The sequence below is a fragment of the Dyella lipolytica genome, assembly GCF_030160075.1.
GTDB classification, from domain to species: domain Bacteria; phylum Pseudomonadota; class Gammaproteobacteria; order Xanthomonadales; family Rhodanobacteraceae; genus Dyella_B; species Dyella_B lipolytica.
Genome location: NZ_BSNQ01000009.1, coordinates 688,815 through 714,445, shown reverse-complemented (window position 1 = coordinate 714,445; position 25,631 = coordinate 688,815). Strand labels below are relative to the sequence as shown.

General features: G+C 62.0%; 26 protein-coding genes. 9 read left to right on the top strand and 17 right to left on the bottom strand.

Annotation, left to right across the window (positions count from 1 at the left end):
* Window positions 1-159 precede the first annotated feature (159 nt).
* Window positions 160-1,758: a glycoside hydrolase family 17 protein gene (locus QQL64_RS16305; RefSeq protein WP_284401545.1), complete on the top strand. Its 1,599-nt coding sequence runs from the start codon at window positions 160-162 to the stop codon at window positions 1,756-1,758.
* Here the strand turns inward: QQL64_RS16305 and QQL64_RS16300 are convergent.
* The 5 genes from QQL64_RS16300 to QQL64_RS16280 all read right to left on the bottom strand — a co-directional run bounded on the left by QQL64_RS16300 (window position 1,669) and on the right by QQL64_RS16280 (window position 5,451).
* Entirely contained in the window at window positions 1,669-2,091 is a 423-nt protein-coding gene (locus tag QQL64_RS16300; protein ID WP_284401543.1) for a hypothetical protein, read from the bottom strand. The genes QQL64_RS16305 and QQL64_RS16300 overlap by 90 nt on opposite strands.
* Entirely contained in the window at window positions 2,088-2,873 is a 786-nt protein-coding gene (locus QQL64_RS16295) for an endonuclease/exonuclease/phosphatase family protein (RefSeq protein ID WP_284401541.1), read from the bottom strand. Before QQL64_RS16295 ends, QQL64_RS16300 begins: the two co-directional genes overlap by 4 nt.
* Window positions 2,874-2,929: 56 nt before the next feature.
* Window positions 2,930-3,592, bottom strand: a complete 663-nt coding sequence (locus tag QQL64_RS16290; protein WP_284401539.1) for a thiol:disulfide interchange protein DsbA/DsbL — start codon at window positions 3,590-3,592, stop codon at window positions 2,930-2,932.
* Between the two features lie 92 nt (window positions 3,593-3,684).
* On the bottom strand, window positions 3,685-4,581 hold the full coding sequence (locus tag QQL64_RS16285; RefSeq protein WP_284401538.1) for a thiol:disulfide interchange protein DsbA/DsbL: 897 nt from the start codon (window positions 4,579-4,581) through the stop codon (window positions 3,685-3,687).
* Window positions 4,582-4,638: 57 nt separating this feature from the next.
* Entirely contained in the window at window positions 4,639-5,451 is an 813-nt protein-coding gene (locus tag QQL64_RS16280; RefSeq protein WP_284401537.1) for a c-type cytochrome, read from the bottom strand.
* A gap of 114 nt (window positions 5,452-5,565) precedes the next feature.
* On the opposite strand from QQL64_RS16280, the gene yihA reads away from it, so the two are divergent.
* Window positions 5,566-6,210 (top strand): ribosome biogenesis GTP-binding protein YihA/YsxC, encoded by a 645-nt coding sequence (gene yihA / locus QQL64_RS16275; protein WP_284401535.1) that lies wholly within the window; start codon window positions 5,566-5,568, stop codon window positions 6,208-6,210.
* 53 nt (window positions 6,211-6,263) lie between these two features.
* On the opposite strand, the gene QQL64_RS16270 is transcribed toward yihA, so the two are convergent.
* The gene (locus QQL64_RS16270) at window positions 6,264-6,761 is read right to left on the bottom strand and encodes a GAF domain-containing protein (protein WP_284401533.1); all 498 of its coding nucleotides are present in this window, start codon (window positions 6,759-6,761) and stop codon (window positions 6,264-6,266) included.
* Window positions 6,762-6,841: 80 nt separating this feature from the next.
* Here QQL64_RS16270 and QQL64_RS16265 point away from each other — a divergent pair, with 80 nt between their 5' ends.
* From QQL64_RS16265 to QQL64_RS16255, 3 genes are read left to right on the top strand one after another with little or no spacing between them, the layout of a single operon-like run.
* Window positions 6,842-7,546: a TMEM175 family protein gene (locus tag QQL64_RS16265; RefSeq protein WP_284401531.1), complete on the top strand. Its 705-nt coding sequence runs from the start codon at window positions 6,842-6,844 to the stop codon at window positions 7,544-7,546.
* A complete protein-coding gene (gene bioD / locus QQL64_RS16260; RefSeq protein ID WP_284401529.1) occupies window positions 7,543-8,223 on the top strand; it encodes a dethiobiotin synthase in 681 nt (226 codons plus the stop codon). Before QQL64_RS16265 ends, bioD begins: the two co-directional genes overlap by 4 nt.
* Before the next feature lie 60 nt (window positions 8,224-8,283).
* A complete protein-coding gene (locus QQL64_RS16255) occupies window positions 8,284-8,634 on the top strand; it encodes a hypothetical protein (protein WP_284401527.1) in 351 nt (116 codons plus the stop codon).
* A gap of 156 nt (window positions 8,635-8,790) precedes the next feature.
* Here QQL64_RS16255 and QQL64_RS16250 read toward each other — a convergent pair whose 3' ends face one another.
* From QQL64_RS16250 to QQL64_RS16225, 6 genes are all read right to left on the bottom strand, one after another.
* Window positions 8,791-9,693 carry a polyprenyl synthetase family protein gene (locus QQL64_RS16250; RefSeq protein WP_284401526.1) on the bottom strand — a complete coding sequence of 301 codons (903 nt, stop codon included), beginning with the start codon at window positions 9,691-9,693 and terminating at the stop codon, window positions 8,791-8,793.
* Between the two features lie 96 nt (window positions 9,694-9,789).
* Window positions 9,790-11,445: a copper resistance D family protein gene (locus QQL64_RS16245; protein ID WP_284401524.1), complete on the bottom strand. Its 1,656-nt coding sequence runs from the start codon at window positions 11,443-11,445 to the stop codon at window positions 9,790-9,792.
* A 31-nt stretch (window positions 11,446-11,476) separates the two neighbouring features.
* A complete protein-coding gene (locus QQL64_RS16240; protein WP_284401523.1) occupies window positions 11,477-11,845 on the bottom strand; it encodes a copper resistance CopC family protein in 369 nt (122 codons plus the stop codon).
* 55 nt (window positions 11,846-11,900) lie between these two features.
* Window positions 11,901-12,638 carry a phosphorylase family protein gene (locus QQL64_RS16235; RefSeq protein WP_284401521.1) on the bottom strand — a complete coding sequence of 246 codons (738 nt, stop codon included), beginning with the start codon at window positions 12,636-12,638 and terminating at the stop codon, window positions 11,901-11,903.
* The gene (gene shc / locus QQL64_RS16230; RefSeq protein WP_284401518.1) at window positions 12,635-14,611 is read right to left on the bottom strand and encodes a squalene--hopene cyclase; all 1,977 of its coding nucleotides are present in this window, start codon (window positions 14,609-14,611) and stop codon (window positions 12,635-12,637) included. The genes QQL64_RS16235 and shc overlap by 4 nt, the downstream gene beginning before the upstream one ends.
* Window positions 14,608-15,777 (bottom strand): phytoene/squalene synthase family protein, encoded by a 1,170-nt coding sequence (locus QQL64_RS16225; RefSeq protein ID WP_284401515.1) that lies wholly within the window; start codon window positions 15,775-15,777, stop codon window positions 14,608-14,610. Before QQL64_RS16225 ends, shc begins: the two co-directional genes overlap by 4 nt.
* Window positions 15,778-16,013: 236 nt before the next feature.
* Between QQL64_RS16225 and hpnA the strand changes: the two genes are divergently transcribed.
* Complete coding sequence (gene hpnA / locus QQL64_RS16220; RefSeq protein ID WP_284401513.1) at window positions 16,014-17,006, top strand: hopanoid-associated sugar epimerase; 993 nt, start codon at window positions 16,014-16,016, stop codon at window positions 17,004-17,006.
* Between the two features lie 275 nt (window positions 17,007-17,281).
* Here hpnA and QQL64_RS16215 read toward each other — a convergent pair whose 3' ends face one another.
* The 5 genes from QQL64_RS16215 to hpnI form a co-directional block, all read right to left on the bottom strand.
* Window positions 17,282-18,175: a ferritin-like domain-containing protein gene (locus QQL64_RS16215; RefSeq protein WP_284401512.1), complete on the bottom strand. Its 894-nt coding sequence runs from the start codon at window positions 18,173-18,175 to the stop codon at window positions 17,282-17,284.
* A 46-nt stretch (window positions 18,176-18,221) separates the two neighbouring features.
* Window positions 18,222-19,253 carry a flippase-like domain-containing protein gene (locus tag QQL64_RS16210; protein ID WP_284402230.1) on the bottom strand — a complete coding sequence of 344 codons (1,032 nt, stop codon included), beginning with the start codon at window positions 19,251-19,253 and terminating at the stop codon, window positions 18,222-18,224.
* Between the two features lie 2 nt (window positions 19,254-19,255).
* The gene (gene hpnK / locus QQL64_RS16205) at window positions 19,256-20,092 is read right to left on the bottom strand and encodes a hopanoid biosynthesis-associated protein HpnK (RefSeq protein ID WP_284401510.1); all 837 of its coding nucleotides are present in this window, start codon (window positions 20,090-20,092) and stop codon (window positions 19,256-19,258) included.
* Window positions 20,093-20,151: 59 nt separating this feature from the next.
* The gene (gene hpnJ, locus QQL64_RS16200) at window positions 20,152-21,579 is read right to left on the bottom strand and encodes a hopanoid biosynthesis associated radical SAM protein HpnJ (RefSeq protein WP_284401509.1); all 1,428 of its coding nucleotides are present in this window, start codon (window positions 21,577-21,579) and stop codon (window positions 20,152-20,154) included.
* A gap of 78 nt (window positions 21,580-21,657) precedes the next feature.
* Window positions 21,658-22,803 carry a bacteriohopanetetrol glucosamine biosynthesis glycosyltransferase HpnI gene (hpnI, locus tag QQL64_RS16195; protein ID WP_284401507.1) on the bottom strand — a complete coding sequence of 382 codons (1,146 nt, stop codon included), beginning with the start codon at window positions 22,801-22,803 and terminating at the stop codon, window positions 21,658-21,660.
* 79 nt (window positions 22,804-22,882) lie between these two features.
* Between hpnI and QQL64_RS16190 the strand changes: the two genes are divergently transcribed.
* From QQL64_RS16190 to QQL64_RS16180, 3 genes are read left to right on the top strand one after another with little or no spacing between them, the layout of a single operon-like run.
* The gene (locus QQL64_RS16190) at window positions 22,883-23,455 is read left to right on the top strand and encodes a DUF2147 domain-containing protein (RefSeq protein ID WP_284401505.1); all 573 of its coding nucleotides are present in this window, start codon (window positions 22,883-22,885) and stop codon (window positions 23,453-23,455) included.
* Window positions 23,456-23,501: 46 nt separating this feature from the next.
* Window positions 23,502-24,530 carry a diphosphomevalonate decarboxylase gene (mvaD, locus tag QQL64_RS16185; protein ID WP_284401504.1) on the top strand — a complete coding sequence of 343 codons (1,029 nt, stop codon included), beginning with the start codon at window positions 23,502-23,504 and terminating at the stop codon, window positions 24,528-24,530.
* On the top strand, window positions 24,527-25,603 hold the full coding sequence (locus tag QQL64_RS16180) for a mevalonate kinase family protein (protein WP_284401502.1): 1,077 nt from the start codon (window positions 24,527-24,529) through the stop codon (window positions 25,601-25,603). The genes mvaD and QQL64_RS16180 overlap by 4 nt, the downstream gene beginning before the upstream one ends.
* Window positions 25,604-25,631: the final 28 nt, after the last annotated feature.

Below are 25,631 nucleotides of genomic sequence, written 5' to 3'. Positions count from 1 at the left end.
CGAACAATCCCGACGAAGTGTAATGGATGGGTTCGGAGCGCCCTGAACGGGTCGTAAGTTTTGCAGCGCTGGTGTCGACGATCAGTGACTGTCTGATGCTCGCTGCAGACAGGCTGCTAAGCTTGCGCGCTTCGAGTGTGCTGTATCTATAGGGCCCGCATGTCGTCACCGTCCAACAACGCTGCTTCCTACGGATTCGCCTGGCTGTTGCTGGCGCTGACCGCGCTCACGGGCGGTGTCTGGTGGTGGAGTGTCGGACGGCCGGTTGACTTGCCCGATGCGCCGTCGGCGCGCATCGCCTGCGTCTCATATGCGCCGTTCCGCAAACCGGGCGAAACGCCTTACAACGCGAAGTTCATCATTACCCCTGAGCGGATCGATGAGGACTTACGCGCGCTATCGCAGCGTTTTGACTGCGTGCGTACCTACTCGCAGGGCAATGGACTCAATGCTGTGCCCGCGATTGCTGCGCGCTATCACATGCAGGTGTTAATGGGCATCTGGCTTGGCGGCGTGGTGAAAGATAACGAGAAAGAAGTGGCGCTCGGCATTGCCACGGCACAGGCGAATCCCCAGACGATCCGCGGCATCATCGTGGGCAATGAAGTGCTGCTGCGCGGTGAACTATCACCCAAGCGCTTGGCCGAATACATCAAGACCGTGCGCGTCGCGACGCCACCATCGATCCCGGTCACCTATGCTGACGTGTGGGAAAACTGGCTGCGCTACCCGCAAATGGCTAGTGCAGTGGACTTCGTCACCATCCATATTCTTCCGTACTGGGAGGACAACCCGGTGGCGACGGTTGATGCCGTGCATCACGTAGAAGATGTTTACGAACGCATGCAGCATGTGTTCCCCGGTAAGCAGCTGATGATCGGTGAAACCGGCTGGCCCAGTGCGGGACGTCTGCGTCGTACGGCAGAACCGAGCATCGTCAACGAAGCGCGCTACCTGCGCGAATTTCTTCGTTTTGCCGCGCAGGTGCACATGCCTTACAACGTGATCGAGGCCTTCGACCAGCCGTGGAAGCGTGCGCAGGAAGGTACGGTGGGCGGTTATTGGGGCATCTTCAATTCACAGGCGCAGCCGAAGTTCTCGATGCTAGGGCCGGTGACCGAAGAACCACGCTGGTGGCTGGGCTGGCTGGCCGGCGCAGCCGGCGTGATCCTGTTTATAGTGGTTGGCGCTTGGCCTCGCACATGGCATAGCGCACGCGGCTGGCTCGCGCTGTTGCTGGCGGGTTTTGCGGCCGGTACGGCCACTGCGTGGCAGCTGAGAAAAATGATGTACGCCTGCGGGCCACTGTGGGAGTGGTTGTTGTCGTCGATTTGCCTGATGTTGGCGGTAGCGGTGGCGTTAGCTTTGGCGCGCCGTATCGCGGCGCATCTTGCGGATCGTTACGACAGCACGGAGCCAGCGTCATGGTGGCGCTTCGGCTCGCTGTTCGCGCTGGTGCTGTACGACATTCTGATGGCGTTCAATGGCCGCTATATGGATTTTCCGATGGGCTTGTTCGCGCTGCCGTGCGTGGCGTATGCCGTGTTCGGGCTGCTGACGCGCGAGCACGCCATGCCGTCGCTGGAGCAACGCTTTCTTGCCTGCGCCGCCCCTTTGCTCGCCGTCGTGCCGGTGGTGCAGGAAGTCGGCATGAACAAAATCGCCTGGCTATGGCTGGGCTTGAACCTGTTGATTGCGTTGCCGGTGTTCGTCAATTGGCGTCGCCATGCGGTCCGCCTGCAGCCGCAGCAAGCGTAGGCTGCCGATCAATAGCGCCACGGCACCGGCGTCGTAGCAGTACATGACGAGGGCGAACATGCCGAGCGCCGCTGCCAGCCACGCCAACGCCGGTTTTTTCCAAATCAGTGCAAGCAGCGTGATGGCCAGTGCGGCGAAACCGAAGCCGTAACTGTTGAATCCCACCACGATGAACTGGCGCAAGCTGCATGACGCCGGGCCGTTGCGGTCGTCGCAAAGGTGCGCCAGCGCAGGCGGCTCGATAAAGCCGTAGCGCAACCATGCCGACAACACGCCGACCGCGGCGAGCATGAGCCACGGTAAGAAAACGGAAACGAATCGTTTGGCTGTCATCGATGCGGCCTGGCGGAATGTGAGGGCAACTGGATCTCGGCGGCCAGCGCCAGATGATCGGAGAAGGCTTGCGGCAACGTCCATACTTTCTCGACGTGAATTTCCGCAGAAACCAGAATGTGATCGAGTGCGCGCCGCGGTTTCCAGCTTGGAAATGTCGGCACCGGATGCGCCGGCGGTTGCAGATTGCAACGTGCAAACAGATGCCGCATCTCTTTGCTGTGCGCGTCGGTGTTGAGGTCGCCCATCAACACCGCATGTGGATGATCCTGTAACACTTCGGCAATGAAGCCGAGCTGCTTGGTCCGCGCCTGCGCGCTCAGCGACAGGTGCGCAATCATCACGGCCAGCCCGTTGGCGTCATCGCCGAAGCGAGCCAGTAACGCGCCGCGTCCCGGAATGCGGCTGGGCAACGGATAGTCGATCACTGCCCTGGGTTCGAACCGGCAGATCAGGCCGTTCGCGGTATGCGAGAGCTGCGCCACCGGCCGATTGGGCTGATGGCTCCAGAACGGCATGCCGGAGGTTTCGGCGAGATAGCGCGTCTGGTTGAGGAAGCCGGATCGTAAGCTTCCGGCATCGACCTCTTGCAGACCAATCACATCGAACTGCGGCAGCAGTTCAGCCAGACGATCGAGGTTGTCCAGCTTGCTGCGTGCCGGCAGCACTGCATTGATGCTGCGCGTAACGTATTGCCGGTAACGCTGTACGCTGGCGCCGGCCAGGACATTACAGCTCAACAGGCGCAGCCGTTGCTTGACGGGGGATCCGGCGCGGGTCATGGGTCCAACGTTACCTGCTTGCGGTGCAGCCGTTGTGAAAGCCGCACCGCCGAGTGTTATTTACCCTTGGCATCCAGCTCGCGCTGCACCAGCCACTTCGTCAACGCAACCAGCTGATCGAAGCTCTTGACGTTGGCGCTGCGGTACTTGCCGTCAACGACGATAGTGGGCGTGCCATCGACGCCCCAGGTCTGGAGCAGCGTGAGGTCGTGCTGGATCTGAGAGTTCACTTCGGGCGAATTGACAATGCTCAGGAATTCGTCGCGTTTCACGCCGTGGCTGACGTAGAAATCGGCAATTTCATCCATGGAATTGATCGGATAGTTATCCGCGAATTTGGCCTTGAACAGCGCATCGTGCGTTTGTTCGACCACGCCCAGCTTCTTGGCCGCATAGTAAGCGCGTGCGAACGGTACCCACGCGTTGTTGAACGGCGCCGGCACCAGCTTGAACTCCACACCCGGCGGCAGTGATGCGCGCAAGTCGTCAGCGTAGGTCGAAAACTCGGCGCAATGGACGCAGGCGTAGGAGAACACCTCCGTTACTTCGACCTTGCCGCTGCTGCTGTCGCGCTGATACGGCGCGGGCAGCGTCACGTACTGGTCGCCATCTGTAAACGGAGCCGCAGCCGAGGTATTGGGGCCGGCGGCGTTGCATGCGCCGGTCAACAGCAAGCCGCAGAACAAGGTGATTAAACGGAAGCGGGCGGTCTTGAACATGATTCTTCCTGCGCAATGACGACGGTCGTTGTATGTACGAGGTATTGAAAACAACAAAGCGCCCGGCGAACCGGGCGCTTTGCACTTAAGAATTACTTGCCGGCCGCTTCCTTGGCGATCAACCACTTGGTCAGCTCGATCGATTGCGGGTAACCGCCGGCATCCCCCGGCGAAAAGCGGTACTTGCCATTGACAATGATCGTCGGCGTGCCGTCGACGCCATAGGCTTTCACCATGTCATCCGCACGCTTCATTTGCGTGTTGATGCTAAAGGAGTTCGCCACAGCGACGAATTCCTTCGGATCGACACCGTACTTGGCATAGAACTTCGCCACGTCGTCGATGGTGGGCCATGCGGACTGCGGTTTTGGCCGGCCGGTGGTGAGATCGTCGGACGCCAGCTCGCCGGTCTTCCACACGGCATCGAACATCGCGTCGGTAGTCTTGTCGGCCACGCCCAGCGCCTTCGCGGCGAAGTACGCGCGTTGGAACAACGGGAAGTTTTCGTCCGGACGGAACGACACGGGCAAATAGGTCATCACCGCATTCGGCGGCAGGCCCTGCGCAAGCTGGTCGGCCGTGGTGTGGAACGCATTGCAGGCCGGGCAGGCGTAAGAGAACGCCTCGGTCACCGTGATCTTGTCCGGGACACCGGTCGGCTGCGCCGGTTCGATGGTGAAGTAGTTCTTGCCTTCCACCCACTTGCCGTTGTCGACAAACGGCTCTGCCGGAGCGGCAGGCTTCGACGCTGCCGTGCTGGCGGCGGCCGGAGCGGCCGCGCTACTGCTGCTGGTTGCCGCAGCGGTAGAGGCAGCAGCCGGAGCTGGCGTGGTGGTAGTCGCCGCCGGTTTGGTCGCCGATGCCGGTGCTGCCGGGGCCGAGGTCTGCGCAGGTGCGGGTTGCGGGGAGGTGCCGTTGTCGGAACCGTTATGACTGCAGGCGGAGAGCGCAAGCAGCGCCGCGCAAAGGAAAGACAATCGCTTCAGCATGGCTGGCCTCGAAATGGGAAAAACAGAAGAGCCTTAGACAACATCGACACCGGGAAGTTACGGCGATGCCGATGTCGGGGCGCTGCCGTTGTCCGCCACGTGCAGGCCTTCGATATAGCTAGCCAACGCGGCGATGTCCTGCGGTTCGAGCTTCTTGGCGATCGTCGGCATGATCTGGGCGTGCGCCTCGGTACCCCAGACGGTGCCGTCATGGAACGCTTTCAGCGTGGCTTCGACATACTGCGCGTGCTGGCTGGTGAGCTGCGGATACATCGCGCCCGGGTTGCCGCGTCCGTCGATGGCGTGGCAGGCCATGCAGGCGGGAATGCCGCGCGTGGCGTCGCCTTCGCGATAGAGCTTCTCACCCTGCGCGACCAGCGCCTGGTCGGCCACGCCGGGCAGCGACTGCTTGCTGGCGAAGTACGCGCCAACGTCATGCATGTCCTGCGAGGAAAGCGGTGTGGACATGCCCATCATGATCGGGTTCTGCCGCGAGCCCGACTTGAAGTTGTGCAGCTGATGGACGATATAAGCCTCGTGCTGACCGGCGAGTTTCGGGTACTGCGGATCGGTGGAATTGCCGTCCATGCCATGGCAGGCGCCACAGGCGGCGGCCTTGGCCTGACCCGCCGTGGCATCGCCGGGCTTCGCGGCGGCCATCGCATCGTCGTCGGAAGCGGGCGCGGCGGCGGCCGGGGCACTGCTGGCGACCGCGGGCTTCGCAGCGCTGGAGGCCGTGGCCGGAGCCGGTGCTTTCTGGGCCGCCTGACCCTTTGCATTCTGCGCACATGCCACGCTGGCAGACAGCGCGAAGACTAGGGCTACTGCACTCACAACAGCGGGCCGCAAACCGGCGAGCCGAAAACTCATACACTTGCCTCCAGGAAATACTGCTACGAATGTACGGCACGCACCCTCAGCGACCGTGACTGGCAGAACCTCGAAATTATCGCCACGCCATACTAGCCGGTCAAACTACCGTATATGTCTACTAATCCGCTGCAAGGCGCACAGTTCGTGCTGGCTGCCCATCGCATTGACCAATTACCCGCCGATGAGGGGGCCGAGGTTGCGTTTGCTGGCCGCTCCAATGCCGGAAAGTCGAGTGCATTGAACGCGTTGACTGGCCATAAGGGGCTTGCGCGCACCTCCAAGACACCGGGCCGCACCCAGCAGATGGTGGCGTTCTCATTGCCGTCTACCGTGCAGGGCGAAATGTCGCAGGCCATGGAAACGCGTCTGATCGATCTTCCCGGCTATGGCTATGCCAAGGTTCCCGAATCCCTGCGCGAGCATTGGCGGCAGGAGATCGATAACTATTTGCATCAGCGGCGCAGTTTGCGAGGCGTGGTGCTTATCGTCGATATTCGCCATCCCTTGAAGGAATTCGACCGGACGATGTTGGAGTTCTGCTTCGGCACCCTGTTGCCTTGCCATGTGCTGATGACCAAGGCAGACAAGCTGTCGCGCAATCAGGCCAGCCAGGCGCTGGCTACGCTGCGCAAGCAGCTGGATGCGAGCACGCCGGTGACTGCGCAGGTGTTTTCTGCTGCCGAAGGGACCGGTGTCGAGGAGGCGCGGGCGAAGGTGATGGCGTTCTTAAAAGGTGAGGTGAGCGAAGAGAAGTGAGTCCATGGAGGACATGCCCAACCTGGCGGGCTTTGCTGACCTCTCGTTCCAGTTCACTTGCTACTGGTAAGACTTTCCATAAACACGTCGCACAGCGCTTCCATACCGGCGCGATCTTCCTCGTCGAAGCGTGCGATCGACGGACTGTCCACGTCCCACACGCCTAGCAAACTGCCATCGGCCTTCACTAGCGGCACCACGATCTCCGATTGCGACGCCGCATCGCAGGCAATATGGCCGGCGAAGCTGTCTACATCGCGTACGACTTGCGTTTGGCGCGTTAGCGCGGCGGTGCCGCAGACGCCCTTGCCAAGCGCGATGCGGATACACGCCGGCTTACCTTGGAATGGACCCACCACCAGCTCGGTGCCGTCATAGAGATAGAACCCGGCCCAATTCAGGTCGGGCAGGCTGTGAAACACCAGTGCGGCGAAATTGGCGGCGTTGGCGATCAGGCTGGGTTCGCCGGCCAGCACGCCCCGGGCCTGCTGGGCCAGGTCGGCATAGTGCTCGGATTTGTTGGCCGCTTGGCCGTTTTTGATCTCAAACATGACGAGAAGGCTCGATTGCTGCAGACTGGTACAACAAGATGGGACGTCTTGAGCCAGGGTACAAGGGGAGTACGAACACCATGAGCGATCAGCACGATGCGGCACGTGTCGGACGCGTCGAGGCGCACCGACTGGATGGCTTTATCGACGCGGCATTCGCCTTTGCGGTAAGCGTGCTGGCCATCGCCGGGGCGGATGTCCCGCACAGCCTGCACGATCTGTTGTTGGCGCTGGATCGTGTTCCGGGCTTTGCCTGCAGTTTCGCTACGCTGCTGCTTTTCTGGCACCGGCACGTGCGCTGGCGCGATCGTTTCCGTCTTCACGACGGGCTCAGTATTTTTCTCAGCCTGATGCTGGTGTTTTTCGCCTTGATCTTCGTGTACCCGCTCAACATGCTTTTCCAGGCTTTCTTCGGTTCGATCCACGATGCGTTGACGCATACGGCGTTGCCGAACGAACCGATGATCGGCAGCGTGCATGAGCTCAAAGCCCTCTACATCTGCTACGGCCTGGCATACGCATGCATGGCCGGCTGTCTCGCCGCGCTTTACGGTCACAGCTTGCGGCGATCGGATGTGGTGCACGCGGAACGGATCGAGGCCTGCGCTACGTTCTACGCGCAACTGGGTTCCATCGCAGTGGCGTTGTTGTCCTTGATCGCGGCACTACTGATACCCGATACAGGCGCATGGAGCGGACTGCCGGGCTACATCTATGGCTTGCTGTTCGTGGCCTACTGGATTCCTGGCCGTTGGTCGAGACGAGCGTTGGCGCGAACGGCATGACGCGTGCTTTGTTTATCGCCGGCACCGACACCGGCATTGGCAAAACGCATGCGGCGTGTACCGTGCTGCACGCCCTGCGCGCAACCGGTCGCAACGTATGCGGGATGAAGCCGGTCGCCAGTGGCTGCATCGAGACGCCGCAAGGTTTGCGCAACGACGATGCGCTGGCGCTGCTGGCGGCCAGCAGTGCGCCGCAACCGTCTTACGAGCAGGTCAACCCCGTCGCCTTGCGTGACGCGCTGTCGCCACATCTGGCTGCTGCGCGCGAAGGTGTAACGATCACGTTGCCGCCGTTGCACGCCGCATTCGACGTGCTGCGTTCACGCTACGACACGGTAGTGGTCGAAGGCGTCGGTGGCTGGCGCGTGCCGCTGGCGCTGCCTGGGTTGTTTGCAGCGGATATCGCCAAGACATGGTCGCTGCCAGTCGTGCTGGTGGTCGGGCTGCGCCTGGGGTGTCTCAGTCATGCACTGCTCACTGCCGAGGCGATCGAAGCCGATGGCTGCCGTCTGGTCGGATGGATCGGCAACCGGATCGACCCGCAGATGGCCGCCATCGAGGAGAATATCGACACCCTGCGTACGCTATTGCCGGCGCCTTGCCTGGGCATTCTGCCGCATGGGCTGGCAGCCGAACGGGCGTCGAGCTTGCTGGATTGCGTCGCGATAGGGTTTTGAAGGGAAGGGGACCGGCACGCCGGTGCTTCGTGAGTACGGTCAGGCACAAAGGGAGCGACTATGACCCATCGCAATCATTACTACTTGCAGGTCAGCGACCTTGCACATGCGCGAGGTGCGCAACCCGAGTTGAGTTACGGCGGCGCCGGTCCGGGCGATTTCGCCGCAGCGCTGCAGGAAGCGCTGCGCAGTCCGCTGTTGTTCCAGCGCTGGCGCGCGATGCAGCCCGAACCCGATGAGGTGGATGAACGCCTTGGTGTCACCGACCAACTGGCCAGCGTGAGCGCGAAGGTCGTTGATCTTCACACCGAAGTGGAAGTGATCAGCGATTTGCCGATGAGCATCCTGCGCCAGCGTCTGAATTGGCTGATCGGCGCAAGCTGGAAATTGCACGACGTGCGCCCGGCCTGAGCTGTTGTCCTTCTCCCTTTGGGAGAAGGTGCCCATGGGGCGGATGAGGGTACGATCGGAGCGTGATAAACGAATCTTGTGCAAGCGTTCAACGCCGCGCGCTGTCCGAACCCTCACCCCAACCCCTCTCCCGAGGGGAGAGGGGCTAAAGCAAAATCAGTGATCGCGCTGCTGGATGTGATCGGCCAACCACAACAACGGCTCAGCATCGCCTGAGATGCTGCGTGCGGCGTCGCGTGCTTCGTCGAACAGCGCATTCGCGCGATGCTGGGCCTGTTCCAATCCAAGCAAGGAAGGGAACGTGGATTTGTTCTGCACCTGATCCTTACCGGCCGTCTTGCCGAGCGTGGCGGTATCGGCGATCTGATCGAGCACATCGTCCTGGATCTGGAACGCCAGGCCGATACACCGGCCGTAGCGGTCGAGCGCGTGGCGAACCTGTTCCGGTGCACGTGCGGCGATGCCGGCAAGCTGACAAGTGACGAGAATCAACGCACCGGTCTTGCGAGCATGCAGCGACTCCAGCTGACCGATGTTCAAGGTGAGATTTTCCGAGGCCATATCCACGGCCTGACCGCCGACCATGCCTAGCGATCCGGAAGCATGGGCGAGACTGCGAATCATCCGCACCTTTTGCTCCGCATCGATCGCGCCCGCATTCGCTAGCGCCTCGAAGGCAAGCGTCTGCAACGCATCGCCAACCAGGATCGCGGTGGCGATGTCGAACGCCTTGTGCACGGTCGGGCGACCGCGACGCAGATCGTCGTTGTCCATGCCCGGCAGGTCGTCGTGTACCAGTGAGTAGGCGTGGATCAGTTCGACAGCGCAGGCGGCCGGGTCGAGACATTCCGGTGCCACGCCCAGCGTCTCGCCGGTGGCGTACACCATCAGCGCACGCAGATGCTTGCCGCCATCGCAGGCATAGCGCATGGCCTGATGGAGTCGATCAGGATCGGTGCCGGCAGGAGGCAGGAGGGCGTCCATAGCGCGCTCCAGCCGCTGCAGATAGGCGGGAACGCGGGTGTCGAAGGCGGGAACCTCTTGGGAAATCAGGCTCATGCGGTATCCGGGGCAGGGAGCGGGGCGATCATGGTTATGGCAGGCCCCCGCCCGGAGCGGGCCGAGGGCTGCCGGATAACTTTAGCATCGCGGGGTTCAGGCTTCGCGATACCAGAGCAGGATCACGCCGACCAACATGAAGCAGATCGGCCATACCCAGCCGGCGATGCGACCACCGCGCCCGGGTAGGCGCAGCTCCAGCCAACGCGCCCAGCCCGCAGACACGCCGGCTAGCGCCAGCGGCGTGTGGGTCAGTTCGATCAGCAGCTGATCCTTGACGTTGGCAATTTGGTGGTTGTGCGTCAACAACATCGCGCCACCGGCCGACACCAACAATGGAAACACCAGGGCCGCCTTGGGACTGCGCAGCTTGCCCGTGCGCACCGCCCATTCGAACACCCCGAACAGCACGATCAACAGCACGAAGAACCGATGCTGTGCGACTTCCACATCGCGCCACGCCACCCAGAATCCTTCGTTGCCCATCGGCCACACTTCCGGATCCGAACGGACCAGCAAGAACCCGGCCATCAACAGAAACAACAGTGGCCAGTGCTTGAGCCATCCCACGCCGGCGCGATTGAGCAAAGCCAGCAAGCCGATCAACAACACGAAGACGCCGGCCCAGTGATGGTTGTATTCCGACCACGCGATGTCCTGCGCATTACGCGGCGGGATAATGCCCGAGCCTGGCACATTGGCCTGTGCGGCGATTTGATGGCGCTGCGCGGCTTCTTGATCCAGCTGCGTCTGCATTTGCGAAATCGCCAGCTGATCGTGATCGGGCGACGTAAAGCGCGGCCACACCGGCGCATTGCGCACGGCGATCTCGTGCAGCGTCACGCGGTCGGTCGTGAGATCGACCGCCGGCGGCACGGAAGTCAGTGACGCAGCGGCAAAGAAAATAGTGAAGCCGATGCCGATCTCCACTTCCGCGAAGCGACGCAGTCGGATCACCGACGTGTCTTGGTTCTTGCGCAGCCGTTCGGTCACCATCAGGTTGCCGAGGCCGAGCGCGAGCAGCGCGAGGAACATCGCGATCTTCGCACCCACCATCACGCCATAAGCCGTGCCGTAAAACCCTTGCAGGCTACCGATGTAGAACACAGTCATGATCGCGCCGGAGATCACGATGGAGGCTACGCCGATCATCGACATGCGCGAGAAACGCGCGCCGACCAATCGCCAACCGTTTGCATCGTTTAGCTTGCTGAGCGCGAGAACGAAGCAGGGAATGGCGCCAACCCAGATCGCCGCGCCGAACTGATGCAGTCCCTCGACGAACAACAACAGTGTGTTGTCGCCCAGTCGCGCATAAGCGTGCGTGGTGAAGGTCGCGGCGGTCAGTTCTACTGCGCCGATCAGCAGCGGCAATACGGCGGACAGCGGACTGGAGGAAACACGCTTGCCCAGGCAGGGAATCAGTATCAGGGCGCATGCGATCTTGACGACACCACTGACGGCGAACGGCGCCTGCATCACGTCAAAGAACGACAGGTCAACGGTGGACATCAGCACTGAGACTTGCAAGGCCGTGCCTAAGAGCTCCGCGACCGCAAGGCCCACTGCGCTGTACATGGTGAGGCGCGCTACGCGTCGCTCCAGTTCCGCGCCTTGTGCGAGCACATTCACAAATGGCCGCAACAGGAAAACCAGAAATAGCACACCACCAAGCGTCATCGATTGGGCGACGATCACGAAGCCGTGCAGAATGATGCTCAAGTAGCCGAAGAGATCGACGAGAAGTTCCACGAGGGTTCGCTCAGACTGGAGGGGTTAGGCGTTACGGCGCGGCAATGACGGTGAAGGGCACATCGCCACGGGTGATGTGTCCATCCAGAGCAAGCGCCTGCCAGCGCACCGAGTACGAACCCGGCGCAAGATCGGCACTGCTATCCAGTTCGTTGCTTTTGCTGTTGGCGGCGATAGTCAGCACCGTTTCGCTGTGGTCGGGCTTGACCAGGGTAAGCCGCGAACGATGCTGGTCGATCTTGCTGTTGTACTTGAAGACCAATGCTGCGTGGCCCGCGGTCAGCGTGCCGTTTGGCTTGGGCGTGCTGTCGACCAGAATGGCATGCGCCGATGCGGACAGGCTGACGAAAGTGCAGGTCGCAGCGACCAGGAAAATTCCAAAACGACGATGCAGGGACATCAGAGGGTTCTCCGGTGGGACGTGGCCGTGATGACGGCGATACGAAATAGGCGACTCATGCGCGCCAGCCAAGCGTCGGTCCCGTCGCCTCGGCGACGGTGCGTAGCGCAAGCGTGGCTCCTTGCATGCGTGAGTATAGTCGGGGCAGGTCTGCCCATAGCGACGGATGGCGGCAGAGGGCGGCGATCAGGCCGAGCGGACGCGGACGCCCCCATGCATCGACGCTGTCGTGCAAGGCGAGGGGAACCGTGTCGTCCACTTCGTCGACGATGGCGCGCACACACACGAATGGCAGGTCGCGCTCGCGTGCGACCGCGGCGACTGCGGCGCTTTCCATGTCTACCGCCAGTGTCGCGTAACGTTCATGTGCGGCCGTCTTTGCCAACGCTGTCAGCAAGGGTGTTTGGACGCTGAGTAACGATCCGTTTGCATGCGGTAGCTGTGTTGTCGCCGCCAATCGCTGTACTAGATGGGTGCGCCAGCGAGCGTCTGTCGCGTAGTCACGGCCGTTGTCGTCGAGAATGCACTCAGGACAAAACAACGTGCCATTGCGCAGGCGTGCATCCAGTGCGCCTGCGACACCAAAGATTGCCAGCGCCTTGGCGCCAGCATCGATCAATCCATGTGCCGCACGCTGTGCCGCAGCCTGACCCATGCCGCTCAACCACAGTGCTGCTCCATCCGCGAGCGGTGTCACGCATTCGGGTTGCACGTTACGTGAAACAAGCGCCTTGGCTTCCGATGCCAGTGCCACCACGACACCGGTGGTGCGGATGGTCGCCGCGCCGCTCAAGCCGCAGCCGGTTGCAGCAGTTGCCGATACCGGGCCAACGCCCACAGCGGGAAATACGCCGTGTAGCCGTGGTATTTGAGGTAGTACACGCGTGGGAAGCCGGGTGCGTTGTGCGAAGGGTGGAACCACAACCCATTCGCCCGCTGGTCGGCCATCAGGAAAGCGATGCCGCGTCGCACCGACTCCGAGTGCACGTCACCCACGGCCAGCTGTGCGAGCACGGCCCACGCGGTGGATTGCGGCGTGCTTACGTTGTGATTGGTGCCGCGCAGAGCGGCCTCGATGTAGCTGTCGTTGGTTTCGCCCCAGCCGCCGTCGGCATGTTGCTTCGAGCGCAACCAGTCGATGGCTTTGCGAATATATGGCTGGCGAAGATCCTCGCCGGCCAGCGCAAGACCGCCGAGCACGCTCCAGGTGCCGTAGATGTAGTTGCTACCCCAGCGGCCCCACCAGCTGCCATCGTCCAGCTGCGCGGAGCGCAGGTAGTCGATGCAGCGGCGCAAGCTTTCTTTGTCTTGCGGACGTGCAAGCACACCCAGGCACGCCGCGACGCGACCGGATACATCCTCGGTCGGCGGATCAAGCAGCGCGCCGTGGTCGGCGAAGGGAATCGCGTTGAGGTTGTAATGCGTGTTGTCGGCATCGAAGGCAGCGAAGCCGCCATTCTTCGATTGCAGCGCGATCATCCAGTCGGCAGCGCGATCGGTGTTGAAACGATGACGCCCCGATTCGCCACGACGGCGATCCTGGATATGCAGCAAAGCGGCGACTACCGCCGTATCGTCGATATCGGGGTAATACGCGTTGTTGTACTGAAAGGCCCAGCCGCCCGGTGCTGCATCGGGCGCCCGTGCGGCCCAGTCGCCCTTGAGTTCCAGCTCCTGCTTCGCGGTGAGCCAGTCGACGGACTTGGCAACGGCGGCCTGTGTCGATGCATCGTCGCTGGTATGCATCAGCGTCAACGCGCTCCACACGGTGTCCCAGATCGGCGACACGCAAGGCTGGCAGTAGGCAGAACCGTCGCTGCGATGGATCACCAGCTTCTGGATCGAGCGCAGACACGTCTGTCGCGCCGGATGATCCTTCGGATAGCCGAGCAGGGCCATCGCTTCGTAACTGTTGACCATCGGCGGAAAGATGGCGCCGATGCCGTCTTCGCCGTTCATGCGAGGTAAGAACCACGCTTCCGCTTTCTTGACCGCGCGTTGCCGCAGTTTCTTAGGAATGAAGCGATCGACCATGCGGCCGACCTTGTCCAGCACCAGGAAGCTGCGATTCAGCAGGTTGCCGCGAATGAAATAGTGACGCTCCAGTTCGGGCGGTGTGACGAACAACTCGCGGATGTCGATCTTGCGCGGATTGATCGCTTTGGCCTTGAGCGAGCAGAGCACGGTCAGCGGCACCAGCGTGGTGCGCGCCCAATACGAAATCTTCTCGATATGGAACGGGAACCAGCGCGGCAGCAGCATGATTTCGACCGGCACGTACGGCGTGGCGCGCCACGGCACCTGCTCGAACAAAGCCAGCAGAATACGCGTGAACACATTGGTTTTCGCCGCACCGCCGAGTGCCAGAATGGCTTCGCGCGCCAGCCGCATGTGTTCCGCCGCGGGATCGTCGCCCGCAGCTTTGAGCGCGTAATAAGCCTTCACGGTGCACGACAGGTCAATCGCGCCGCCGATATACTGCGGCCAACCGCCGTGCGTATCGGTCGCCTGGATGGCGCGCAGGTATCGCGCCATCTTTTCCTGCAACACATCGTCGATCTCATCCATGTAATGCATCATCAGGATGTATTCGGCGGTGATCGTGCAGTCGGACTCCAGTTCGAAGCACCAGTGTCCGTCATGGTGCTGATGCGCCAGCAGGGCTGCGCGGCCGCGTTCGATGGCCTCGTCCAGGCGGGTCGTTTGAGGTGACTGGAAGAGATCGGCAGTGGCGGCGGAAGCGGTGTTGGGCGTCGAAGACTTCATCGCTGCCGAACTTCCTGGACTTCCGCCGGCTCGTGCCAGGTAACGTTCGTGATGTGCGGAATGGAGCGCTTAGGCCAGGTGTGCGTGGGCGTCGAAGGCTCGCTCCATTCGACGGTCAGCGGCGTGAGCGGCAGACCGCGCGCGTTCATCGCAAACAGCCAGCGCAAACCCGCGTTGGATTTGCCGAGCAGGCGCGTCATCACGATGGTGCGCCCGACGGCCTTGCGCGAAATCTTGATTTGCGTACCGGCCGAGAAGTCGAGGTTGTTCTGCAGATTGCGCAGGGTCGGCAGCGCCAAGCCGATCGCCCACAGGCAGAAACGGCGAATGCCAGCATGCTTGACCGGAATCAGCAGGGTGTACTCGAGCGCCTGGCGCAGGTGCGCATGGGCAATGCCGATCAGCTCGGACATCGTGGCGGCATAACCAGCGTTCTGCTTGCCGGCTTGCAGATCGATCAGCTTGATGCCGTGACGCGCAAACATGTCCTGCGGCAACCAGCAGGCGCCGCGCGCGCGGTCTTCCCATTGATCCTTGAGGATGTTGGTCATCTGCAAGCCCTGACCGAAGGACACGGCCAGACGCAACATGGTGTTGCGATGCGGAGCGAGTGCAGGTTCGAAGTCGACGAACAGTTCGGTCAGCATCTCGCCCACCACGCCGGCGACGCAGTAGCAGTAGCGATCCAGGTCATGCAGCGTGGGCAGGCCATGCAGTCCGGCCTTGCGCTGAAAGTCGTGCATGCCGTGCGACATGATCTGCAGGCACTTCACGATGGAGGCTTGCTGCGCAGGCGCGAGGCTGCGCGTGACCTGCAACACCAGCGGCAGCTGCCGCATCAGGTCGCGTTCGGCTTCCAGCGTCTCGTTCGAAAGTAGGGGCGCAACATCGTTGGCGACGCGTTGCGGATCGGCATCGCCGGTGACGGCATCGACGAAGGCATTCTCGAAAGCGCGCTTCTGTGCGGCCGACAGCGCCGGCTCGTCTTCGATGGTGTCGGCGATGCGACACAGCAGATAGGCGTTGGCCACGGCGCGCCGCAGCTCCGGGGGAAGCTGGGGGATGGTCAGCGCAAAGGTCCGGGACACCTTCGGCAGGATCGCATCCTGATAGGTGTTGGCCTCATCGCCTATCGCGTGGATGGTGGCATTTTGTTGTTGGGTCATGGGCATGCCTCGGCCGTTCCAATTATGCCACACCGACGAGTGCTGGAATTTGGAATGCTGGCGCTGTTTGAAGTTCCCGCGTCACAACGCGCATCAGGTTGCGAAGCGGGTGGGGGTGGGGCAACCATCGCTATTATGCTGAAGCAGCGAGCGGTTTTCGTCCATAATTGTGCGATGACAGTCCCAACTCGTTTGAATGTGCGGGCCCATGACCGATACGCGCCGCCGGTCCCCATGTGGGCGGTTTCACCGTGAAGGCGCTGGTCACGGGGGCCACGGGTTTTGTCGGCTCGGCGGTCGCACGGCGCTTGCTCCGCGGCGGACATAGTGTCCGAGTGCTGGCGAGAGCCGGCTCGGATCGCCGCAATTTGCAGGGGCTCGACGTAGAAGTCCTCGAGGGTGATCTCACCAAGCCGGCTTCCTTGCTGCCAGCTTGCGACGGCTGCGATGCGCTGTTCCATGTCGCGGCCGATTATCGACTTTGGGCGCCCGATCCCGCGGAGTTGTATCGCGCCAATGTCGACGGTACGCGCGCGATCCTGGAAGCGGCGAAGCGGGTCGGCGTGCCGCGCATCGTCTACACCAGCAGCGTCGCCACGCTGGGTATCCCCAAGGACGGTACGCCCGGCAGCGAGACCACCCCGGTGACGGTCGACGACATGATCGGACACTACAAGCGCTCCAAATTTCTCGCCGAAGCGGAGGCTAGAAAATTTGCCGCCGACGGTTTGCCGGTGGTGATCGTCAATCCCTCCACGCCGATCGGTCCGCACGACATCAAACCCACGCCTACCGGCCGCGTGGTGCGCGACGCGATGAACGGCCGCGTTCCTGCGTACGTCGATACCGGACTCAACATCGTGCATGTGGACGATGTGGCCGAAGGACACTGGCTGGCGTTCGAACGCGGCGTGGTGGGCGAGCGCTACATTCTTGGCGGCTTCGATATGAGCCTGCGCGATGTGCTGATCGAGATCGCGGACATCGCGGGACGGTCGCCGCCCAAGGTTCGCTTGCCGCATGCGGTGGTGATGCCGATTGCGTATGCATCCGAAGCATGGGCGCGCCTCACGGGCATGAATCCGATCGCCACCGTGGAAGAAGTGCGCATGTCGAAAAAACGCATGTTCTTTTCCAGTGCGAAGGCCGAGCGCGAACTCGGTTACTCGGCGCGTCCCGCACGTCTGGCGCTGGAAGATGCCGTGCAGTGGTTTCGTCAGCAGCAGTGAGAGCCTGTCTACGATGTCGGCGTAGCCCGCGTTGTCACGGTGCGGCCGGCAGGTGGTAGTGCGTGGCGCAGCGCTTGCCTGGCTGGCAAGCCAAGCCGCGCGCTGCCGCATGGCGGCCGCACCGTGACAACCCGAAGGGCCGGGTCTGTTTGCCCGCCGGGCTGCGTCCTCACTCAGTTGTGTATCGACATACACGCCTTCGTTCCTCCTTGCCCGACAGGCAAACAGTCCCGGCGCGGGCCACGCCGACATCGTAGACAGGCTCTAACGCCCCGTTAGCGGATAAAGAAGCGCGCGATGCGTGCCAAGCGCGGAACAAAGGTCGGGCGTAGAAGCCGGCTGTCATAACCATCCATGCGCCGCTTGTCTTCGGCCAGGCAGATGTCGATCAGTTCGCCGACCTTGAGGTCGATGCCCATCTGTTCGTGACCGGTCATCGCGAAGTTCGCATCCTGCATCTCACCATTGGTGTCCAGGCCCTTGGCGATGCCGATGCGCTCCCAGATCAGGAACGTCCATACGCGCAGCACTTTCAGCGCGAACAGCGGACGTCGCCACCAGGGCAGCTGGCGGCGGTACCACGCCGCCCAGTTGGCAAAGAACAAAATATGCCGCGCTTCTTCCTGGATCACCGGCTCGAAGGTTTCCACCAGTTCGGCAGGAAAGTAGCCGGTGCGCTTGGCCGATTCGAACAGACCGAAAGCGAAGAAGCTGTCGATACATTCGCTGTAGCCGGTGACCAGCCAACCCCATTCGGGATCCTTCGGTACTTCGTATTCGGGTTCCGGCGCGAGTGCAATGCCATAGGCTTCCACCAGCTTGCTCAGCACTACCTTGTGGCGCGCTTCTTCACCACCGTCCATGGTTAGCGCGTCCACCAGCAGCGGATCTTTTACCGTCTTGGTGAATGTCTCCACGCGCAACGTGGCGCGGCCTTCGGTTTGCACCGCGATATCCCAGATCGGTAGCGAGGTGATGCGATGCAAAGCATCCGCGCCCAACGTTGGCCACACGATGACGGCGGGCTTATACGGGTTATGCGTGTCCAGCAGCATCCGGCAGAACAGGCGCTTGTGTGCATCCGAGCCGATTTTGATCTTGCCGGGCTCGGCACCCAGCCAGTTGCGCATGGCGTAATCGGCGGCAGCAATGGCGGCGTCGTTCGACATCAAAAAACCTCGTCTTCTTTCTTTTAACGTATGGCGTTGGGCGGTGTTATGCGTCGCGGCTGTTGGACAATTCAGGCGCCGCGCCCGCGCCGTCGCGCCACTGGGTGCGTATTCGGCGCGCTTCGGCCCACTGCCAGGAAATCAGCGCGGGCACGCCGAAGCCAACCTCGCGCATGCGCTTGACCAGCGACAGCGCCACGCTGGCTTCCGGCGGAAGGCCGATCATGTTGCCAAACAGCACCAGACCGCCTTCCTGCACACCCAGGCCGGCCGGCACCACGAAGATGATATGGCGCAGCGCCTGCGTCACCGCTTCGATAGCAATAGCGTCCCACATGCTGATCGGATAACCCAGCAGGTGCAGCGCCAGCCAGGTTTCGAAACTGCCGACTACGTAACCGAGGAATTGCCAGCCGCAGGCGACGATCAGGCGTAGCGGTCGCGAATATTGCGCGCGGATTTCCAGATCCAGGTTCGAACCGTCGATCAGCTCCGTAAGCTTCGAGCGGCCACCCAGCAATTTCTCCGCGAAGGTCTCCAGGCGCGAAAACACCTTGCCATGACGCAACACGATGATCAGGAAAATCGGCAGCGGCAGGCTGGCGACGAGCGCCGAAATGACCGTGCTGAAAGCGCTGATATTCCGCGTCAGTTCGATCAACAGGATGATGCCCAGCGCGGTGAACAGATATTGGTTCACCAGTGTGAGCAGCACTTCCATGATGATGCTTGCCGCCGCGGCCGCGCCGGCGATGCCGCGCCACTTCACCAGGCGGATGCCGATGATTTCGCCGCCGATGTTCGCGACCGGCAACAAGCGGTTGCTTGCCTCGCGGATCGCGGCGATCCAGAACAGGAAAGGAAGGGTGGCTCGCCGATGTGGATCGCGTGGCGCGATCAGCACGCGCCAGCCGATCACGTCCAGCAGCAGTGGGAGTACGTGGAACGGCAACAACCACAACAGGGGCCAGCCGGCGCGATCGATGGCGCTGGCGATTTCACCCCAACCCTGATGTGCCACCAGTGCGATGGCGACAGCCAGGCCAAGCAGGCCGGCGATATAGCTGAGCAGCTTCATGTTCACGCGGCTGCCGCCGGATCGGCGAAGCCATCGCACAAGCGATAGCGTTCGGCGATGGTGTCGCGCACGCGCGGCGACAGCAGTGCGGCGAGTTCGTCGGCGTGACGGTAATCGGCCATGCTGTCAGTCAGGTGGCCGTGCGAGGCAGGGTGCAGATACACCTCCGAAAGGCCAGGCGGCAGTTGTCTCAAGATATCCAGCATCACGGTTTCGTCCATGCCGCCGCTATGGCGAATGCCAAAGACATGATCGTTGTACGTGATGCCGGCTTTCTTCATGCGCCAGCGCATCAGCGCTAGCCACGGACGCAGCCACGGTCCCATGCCGGGTTCCGCCGGCAGACGGATTGCGCGCAGACCATATTCGCCACCGATCGAGAGCATCAGCGACAGAATCGTGGGGTGCAAATGAAAATGCTTGTGTGCATTGACGTGATCAAGACGCAGCCCTGTGGCGGCGAACGCTTTGAATTGCGCGCGGATCTCAGCAGCTAGTTGCCGCCGCACGTGCGGCAAAAAGAAAAAACGGAAACCGTTGCGCACCATGTCGGAGTTGAACATGCCTTGCGCATCAACCAGATCGGGAATCTGTGCAGGAGGCAGTATGGCCTTGCCGTCAGCGAGCACGAGATGCAGCCCCACGGCCAAACCCGGAAGCCGGCGCGCACGAAGAACGGCGTCGGCCGCGGCAGGGGCGGTAACCATCAGGCTGGCGGCGCGCAGCACGCCGTCGCGATAGCCGCGCTCGACGGCTTCGTTGACGGCCTCATGCAAACCGAAATCATCCGCTGTGACGATCAGGCGCGGACGGATCGTCGTGGTGGGCGAGGTCTGCACGGTCGCTATACCTCAGAAAAAAGCAGTCGACCGTGCAGTACGCACATGCGTAAGCCCGCTCAAGCCTCGTGCGCGCGCAGGAAGCGGAAGAACTCCACACCTTCGCGTAAACGACGCTTCATCATTTCCCAGCTGGCCAGCATTTCCTTGACGATTTCCCAGATTTTCGACGGGCGGAAATAGAACGCCCGGTAGAACTTCTCGACACCGTGGAAGATGTCTTGCTTGGAAAGATGCGGGTACTCGATCAGCGCCAACTGCACACCCTTGTCATTGACCAGGTTGACTGCTTCATTTTCCTGCAGCCAGCCGTTGTCGACGGCCTGTTTGTACAGGGTGGTACCTGGATACGGCGCGGCTAGCGATACCTGGATGGTATGCGGATTGATTTCCTTGGCGAACTGGATCGTCTTGTCGATCGTTTCTTTCGTCTCGCCCGGCAGACCCAGGATGAAGGTGCCGTGGATCATGACGCCGAGCTTGCGGCAGTCTTCGGTGAAGCGGCGCGCGATGTCGGTACGCAGGCCCTTCTTGATGTTGTGCAGGATCTGGTCGTCGCCCGACTCGTAGCCCACCAACAGCAGGCGCAGGCCGTTTTCCTTCATGATCTTCAACGACTCGTACGGCACGTTCGCCTTGGCGTTGCAGGACCAGGTCCAGCCCATCGCACCCAGGCCGCGCGCGATCTCGTGCACGCGATCCATGTTGGAGCTGTCGGTGAAGGTGTCGTCATCGAACATCAGCTCCTTCACTTCGGGCATGTTCTCCTTGATCCACTTCGCTTCGGCCAGCACATTGGCGGCCGAACGCGTGCGGTAGCGGTGACCGCCCACGGTCTGCGGCCACAGGCAGAACGTGCACTTGGAGCGGCAGCCGCGACCCGTGTAGATCGAGACGTACGGGTGCTTGAGATAACCGATGAAGTAATTGTTGATCGTCAGGTCGCGCTTGTAGATCGGCGCCACGAAGGGCAGATCATCCATGTTCTCGATCATCGCGCGCGGCGGATTGTGCTGCACCGTGCCGTCGGCCAGCTTGTAGCTGATGCCGGTGATGCTTTCGAACGGACGACCCTCGGCGACTTCCTTGCAGGTGTAGTCGAACTCTTCGCGCGCGACAAAGTCGATGGCGGACGAGGCGGTCAGCGAACCGGACGGATCCACCGCGACCTTCGCACCCACCAGGCCGATCATCACATTCGGCTTGCGTTCCTTCAGCAGCTCCGCGAACTTCGCATCCGTCGGGAACGAAGGCGTGCTGGTGTGGATGATCACCAAGTCGTAGCCCTCGGCGATGCGCAGGCTGTCTTCCACCGAGATCTCGTCGGCGGGCGCATCGAGCACGCGCGAATCGGGCACCATCGCTGCCGGCTGCGCCAGCCAGGTCGGGTACCAAAAGCTCTTGATCTCGCGTTTGGCCTGATAGCGCGAACCGGCGCCGCCATCGAAGCCGTCAAAAGAGGGAGCTTGCAGAAAAAGCGTTTTCATTACGAATGACTCCTGCGGAGGCACTTAACTGTGCCCGGGGACAGCAGATAGTTCAGAAATATGGCAAATAGCTTAGGTCTACGGCGCTGAACCGCCACCGCGTGCGTGCAGTACCTGCCCGCGCCATCTTACCTGCCAACCGGCCAGGGCGACTGCCCATTCCATCAGCAATAAGACATCGCGGGGGGGGACCAACAGGACTTCATGCCAGGCGAAGGCTTCATCACTGGTGCGCCGCTGCAAAAAGTGTAGCAAAACCCGCGCGGCGCCACCCAGTAGTGCCAGGGCCATCGTCGCTGGGCCGGGCGCCAGACAAAGTCCGAGCAGCAGTAACGGGGTGGTGAAACACACGAAGGTCATCGCAAAACCCAAGGGAGCGATGGACCGTATGGTGCGCAGCCAGCGCAGCTCATGCGTCCATAACTCGGACAATCGGGCTTCGCCGACATCCGTGCCCACCACCACGTCTGATAGCACGGTGCGCAGTCCGGCGCGGCGCGTCAGTTCGCCGAGCCAGAAGTCGTCGGCGAGCGTATCGCGCAAGACCTCGAACCCGCCGATCGTCGCCAGCGCGTTGCGCCGTAATGCGATGGTCGAGCCGAAGGCGAAACGCGTCGAACCGAAGGCATGCGAGAGCCGCACCGAGGGCGCGAACCAGTCATCGATAAACAGGCGGCCGAGGCGCGACCAGAACGAAGGCCCGGGGATGCCGTGGTAAAGGCAAGTGACAATGCCCACCTCGGGGTCCGCCAGCGGTGCAGTCACACGCGTCAGGTAATCGGCGGACACGCTGATGTCGCTGTCGGCCAGCACCAGCCAGTCGTGCTGCGCATGCGGCAGCATGTTCATAAGATTGCTGACTTTCAGATTCGCGCCATGCACGCGCGGCTCCACCGCCAACACCATCGCAAGCTGCGGGAATTCCGCGCGAAGCCGCTGCACGACCGCAATGGCCGGATCGTCCGGATCGCGCACGCCGAACACCAGTTGATAATCCGGATGCACCTGCACACAGAAGCTGCGCAGGTTCTCGTAAAGCCTGGGCTCTGTCCCATGCAGTGGTTTGAGGATGGTGACCGGTTGCAGGCCGCGTTCCGCACGGTTCGACGCGCGCCTGCCTCTCAGCACGGCCCACAGGGCGACACAGGCGTACCCGGTCGCAGCAAAAGTGAGTGCGATGCCGAGCCCGTGGATAATGGCGTGGGCGATCCAGCTTGATGACATGGACGTTTATGCTACAGGCAAATATTTCGCCGGAAGGGCGGACATGTGGTCCATACACCCATCACGCAAGGAGGGGCCGATGACTGCTTTTCGCTTCGGACGCGCATATCGTTACCTGTGGTTGTGCGTGCTCGTTTTTTTCGTAGTGCCTGGTGGCTTTGAAGGTGTCGCGGTAGCGGATGTCGTCACCGCGGCGCCCGCCGCTTCGGCCATCGTCGGCGACTGGCTGGTGGAAAGCCGTGACGCCGTGATCCGCATCGAGCGCGTCGGCGATGAATATCAGGGCTATATCCTTTGGCAGTTGCACGATACCTATGGGCCGGAGGATGGTCCGCAGCTCAACGGCAAGACCGTCACGGATCGAAACAACCCCGATCCAGCGCAGCGCTCCCAGCCGCTGACCGGGTTGCGCCTGCTCAAAGGACTGCGCTATGACGTTGGCGACAACAAGTGGACCGGCGGTCGCGTTTATAATGCAGAGAATGGGCGTACATACCGTTGTTTGGTGCGGTTGCTCAGTCCGAACCGGCTGCAGCTCCGTGGTTACATCGGTATCAGCCTGTTGGGCGGAAACACCGTGTGGAGCCGGGTTGCCATGAGGAACCCCGGCCCTGGCGGCTTACCCTTTGTGATGGATGTGCCAGACAAATAACCCCCGCCCGGTTTATTTTTAACTGCTCCCTTCCCCAGCGAAACGTATGAAACGTGAACCCCACGCCGATGCACTCGGTGAACTCCATGCTGCGTCGCAGGCTCAGCCCAACATCGCCCTGATCAAATATTGGGGCAAGCGCGATGCCGCGCTGAACCTGCCCGTGGTCGGCTCCATTTCCATCACGCTGGAAAGTCTGTGGACGCGCACGGAAGTGCGCTTTGTGCCCGGACAGAAGCAGGACCGCGTCAGCCTCAACGGGCGCAGCGACGAAGCCGAATCGAAGCGCGTCACGGCCTGCCTGGATCTGCTGCGCCAACGCGCGGCGGTCGACTACGGCGCTGACGTGGCGAGCCGCAATAATTTCCCAACGGCTGCGGGTCTGGCTTCTTCCGCCTCCGGGTTTGCCGCGCTGGTGCACGCCGGCACGCAAGCGTTAGGTCTTGATCTCAGCGAAGCGGAGCAATCGGTGCTGGCGCGGCGTTGCTCGGGATCGGCAGCGCGCTCCATCTTCGGCGGTTATGTCGAATGGGCGCATGGTCAACGGGTCGATGGCACCGACTCCGTTGCACGGCCGTTACTGGCTGCGGACGCATGGCCGTTGCGCGTCGCGGTGGCGATCACTTCCACCGCAGCCAAGCAGGTCGGTTCCAGCGAAGGCATGCGCCGCACCGCGCAGACGTCACCGTTTCAGTCCGCCTGGATCGATACGCAGGAAGCGGATCTCGCCACCGCGCGTCGTGCCATTCTTGCGCGCGATTTCGAGGCGCTCGCGCTGATTTCCGAACACAGTTGCCTGAAGATGCATGCGCTGGCGATGGCCGCGCAGCCTGGATTGCTGTACTGGAATGGCGCCACCATCGAGTGCATGCATCGCGTGCGCGCGCTGCGTCAGCAAGGTTTGCCGGTGTTCTTCACCGTCGATGCAGGGCCGCAGTTGAAAGCGGTGTGCGAGCCGTCGGCGATCGAGCGGGTGAAAGCGGCGCTGAAGGATGTTCCCGGCGTACTCGATGTGCTCGACACCGGTCTCGGGGCGGGCGCGCGCAGCATTTCGGCGAGCACGCTGGAGGCATGATGGAGCTCACCGCAAGCGCGCCTGGCAAGCTGGTGTTGCTGGGTGAATACGCCGTACTGGAAGGTGCACCCGCGCTGGTGCTAGCAGTGAATCGCCGCGCCCATGTGCGCATCACCTCGCGTGCTGATGGTGTATGCAATGTGTATGCACCAGATCTTGATATCACCGACGCTCGCATGTCCATCGGAGCCGACGGGGCATTGCAGTGGCAGTGCGACGAGGCTACGTCGGCCCGCCTCACGCTGGTCAGTCACGTGTGGCAAGGCCTCGTGCGCGAAGGGCTGTCGCCGCATGCCGCTGAAGGTTTCAGCCTGCATCTGGATACCTCGGGCTTCTTCCACACAGATGGCGCAGCGCGCGCCAAGCTGGGGCTCGGCTCCAGCGCGGCGCTGACCGTCGCACTTGCCTCTGCGTTGGCGACGTATGCCGGTCATGGCGATGCGACCGCGGATCGCCTGCAATGGCTGCGCCGGTTGTTCCACATGCACGGCGGCTGGCAGGGTGGACGCGGCAGTGGCGTGGATGTCGCAGCGAGCGTGGCCGGAGGTTTGATCAGCTATCAGCTGACAGGGCCGGAGCGCGTGCCTACGTTCACGCCGCTGACATGGCCTATACCCGGGGTGCATGGCCTGTTCGTGTGGTCCGGCCATGCCGTATCGACCAACGATTTCCTGCAGCGTCTGGCGCAGTGGCGCGTGACTCGGGCCGCTGACTATGCCGCGCATATGGGCAAACTTCGCATGATTTCCGAGGCCGCCGTGGATGCATGGCAGCAGCAACGTGCGCAATCTTTCATTGAACTGACAAAAGACTACGCATTGGCATTGCAGAACTTCGGCGATGCCTGCGGCCTGGAAATCTATTCGCCTGCGCAGAAACATTTGGCGCAAATGGCGGTCAGTGCAGGCGTCAGTTACAAGCCTTGCGGCGCGGGTGGCGACTTCGGCGTGGTTTTTGCCGAAGATGCAGAAAGGTTGGCGACATTTGAACGCGCCATCGTTATGGAAGATATGCGAGTTGTGCCCTTGCACCTTGAATCCCAAGGATTCAGCTGCCATATGCGGCAGACGTGAGTTTTCCATGCCCAGGATATTTGACGTG

Bases quoted from the DNA above. Each gene is read 5' to 3' on its own strand.
- QQL64_RS16180 (WP_284401502.1), top strand. From the start codon at position 24,527: ATGATGGAGCTCACCGCAAGCGCGCCTGGCAAGCTGGTGTTGCTGGGT.
- QQL64_RS16265 (WP_284401531.1), top strand. From the start codon at position 6,842: ATGAGCGATCAGCACGATGCGGCACGTGTCGGACGCGTCGAGGCGCAC.
- shc (WP_284401518.1), bottom strand. From the start codon at position 14,611: ATGAAGTCTTCGACGCCCAACACCGCTTCCGCCGCCACTGCCGATCTC.
- QQL64_RS16285 (WP_284401538.1), bottom strand. From the start codon at position 4,581: ATGCTGAAGCGATTGTCTTTCCTTTGCGCGGCGCTGCTTGCGCTCTCC.
- QQL64_RS16295 (WP_284401541.1), bottom strand. From the start codon at position 2,873: ATGACCCGCGCCGGATCCCCCGTCAAGCAACGGCTGCGCCTGTTGAGC.
- QQL64_RS16300 (WP_284401543.1), bottom strand. From the start codon at position 2,091: ATGACAGCCAAACGATTCGTTTCCGTTTTCTTACCGTGGCTCATGCTC.
- hpnI (WP_284401507.1), bottom strand. From the start codon at position 22,803: ATGTCATCAAGCTGGATCGCCCACGCCATTATCCACGGGCTCGGCATC.
- bioD (WP_284401529.1), top strand. From the start codon at position 7,543: ATGACGCGTGCTTTGTTTATCGCCGGCACCGACACCGGCATTGGCAAA.
- QQL64_RS16190 (WP_284401505.1), top strand. From the start codon at position 22,883: ATGACTGCTTTTCGCTTCGGACGCGCATATCGTTACCTGTGGTTGTGC.
- QQL64_RS16280 (WP_284401537.1), bottom strand. From the start codon at position 5,451: ATGAGTTTTCGGCTCGCCGGTTTGCGGCCCGCTGTTGTGAGTGCAGTA.
- hpnJ (WP_284401509.1), bottom strand. From the start codon at position 21,579: ATGAAAACGCTTTTTCTGCAAGCTCCCTCTTTTGACGGCTTCGATGGC.
- QQL64_RS16250 (WP_284401526.1), bottom strand. From the start codon at position 9,693: ATGAGCCTGATTTCCCAAGAGGTTCCCGCCTTCGACACCCGCGTTCCC.
- QQL64_RS16270 (WP_284401533.1), bottom strand. From the start codon at position 6,761: ATGTTTGAGATCAAAAACGGCCAAGCGGCCAACAAATCCGAGCACTAT.
- QQL64_RS16215 (WP_284401512.1), bottom strand. From the start codon at position 18,175: ATGTCGAACGACGCCGCCATTGCTGCCGCCGATTACGCCATGCGCAAC.
- QQL64_RS16225 (WP_284401515.1), bottom strand. From the start codon at position 15,777: ATGACCCAACAACAAAATGCCACCATCCACGCGATAGGCGATGAGGCC.
- QQL64_RS16290 (WP_284401539.1), bottom strand. From the start codon at position 3,592: ATGTTCAAGACCGCCCGCTTCCGTTTAATCACCTTGTTCTGCGGCTTG.
- yihA (WP_284401535.1), top strand. From the start codon at position 5,566: ATGTCTACTAATCCGCTGCAAGGCGCACAGTTCGTGCTGGCTGCCCAT.
- mvaD (WP_284401504.1), top strand. From the start codon at position 23,502: ATGAAACGTGAACCCCACGCCGATGCACTCGGTGAACTCCATGCTGCG.
- QQL64_RS16255 (WP_284401527.1), top strand. From the start codon at position 8,284: ATGACCCATCGCAATCATTACTACTTGCAGGTCAGCGACCTTGCACAT.
- QQL64_RS16240 (WP_284401523.1), bottom strand. From the start codon at position 11,845: ATGTCCCTGCATCGTCGTTTTGGAATTTTCCTGGTCGCTGCGACCTGC.
- QQL64_RS16210 (WP_284402230.1), bottom strand. From the start codon at position 19,253: ATGAAGCTGCTCAGCTATATCGCCGGCCTGCTTGGCCTGGCTGTCGCC.
- QQL64_RS16305 (WP_284401545.1), top strand. From the start codon at position 160: ATGTCGTCACCGTCCAACAACGCTGCTTCCTACGGATTCGCCTGGCTG.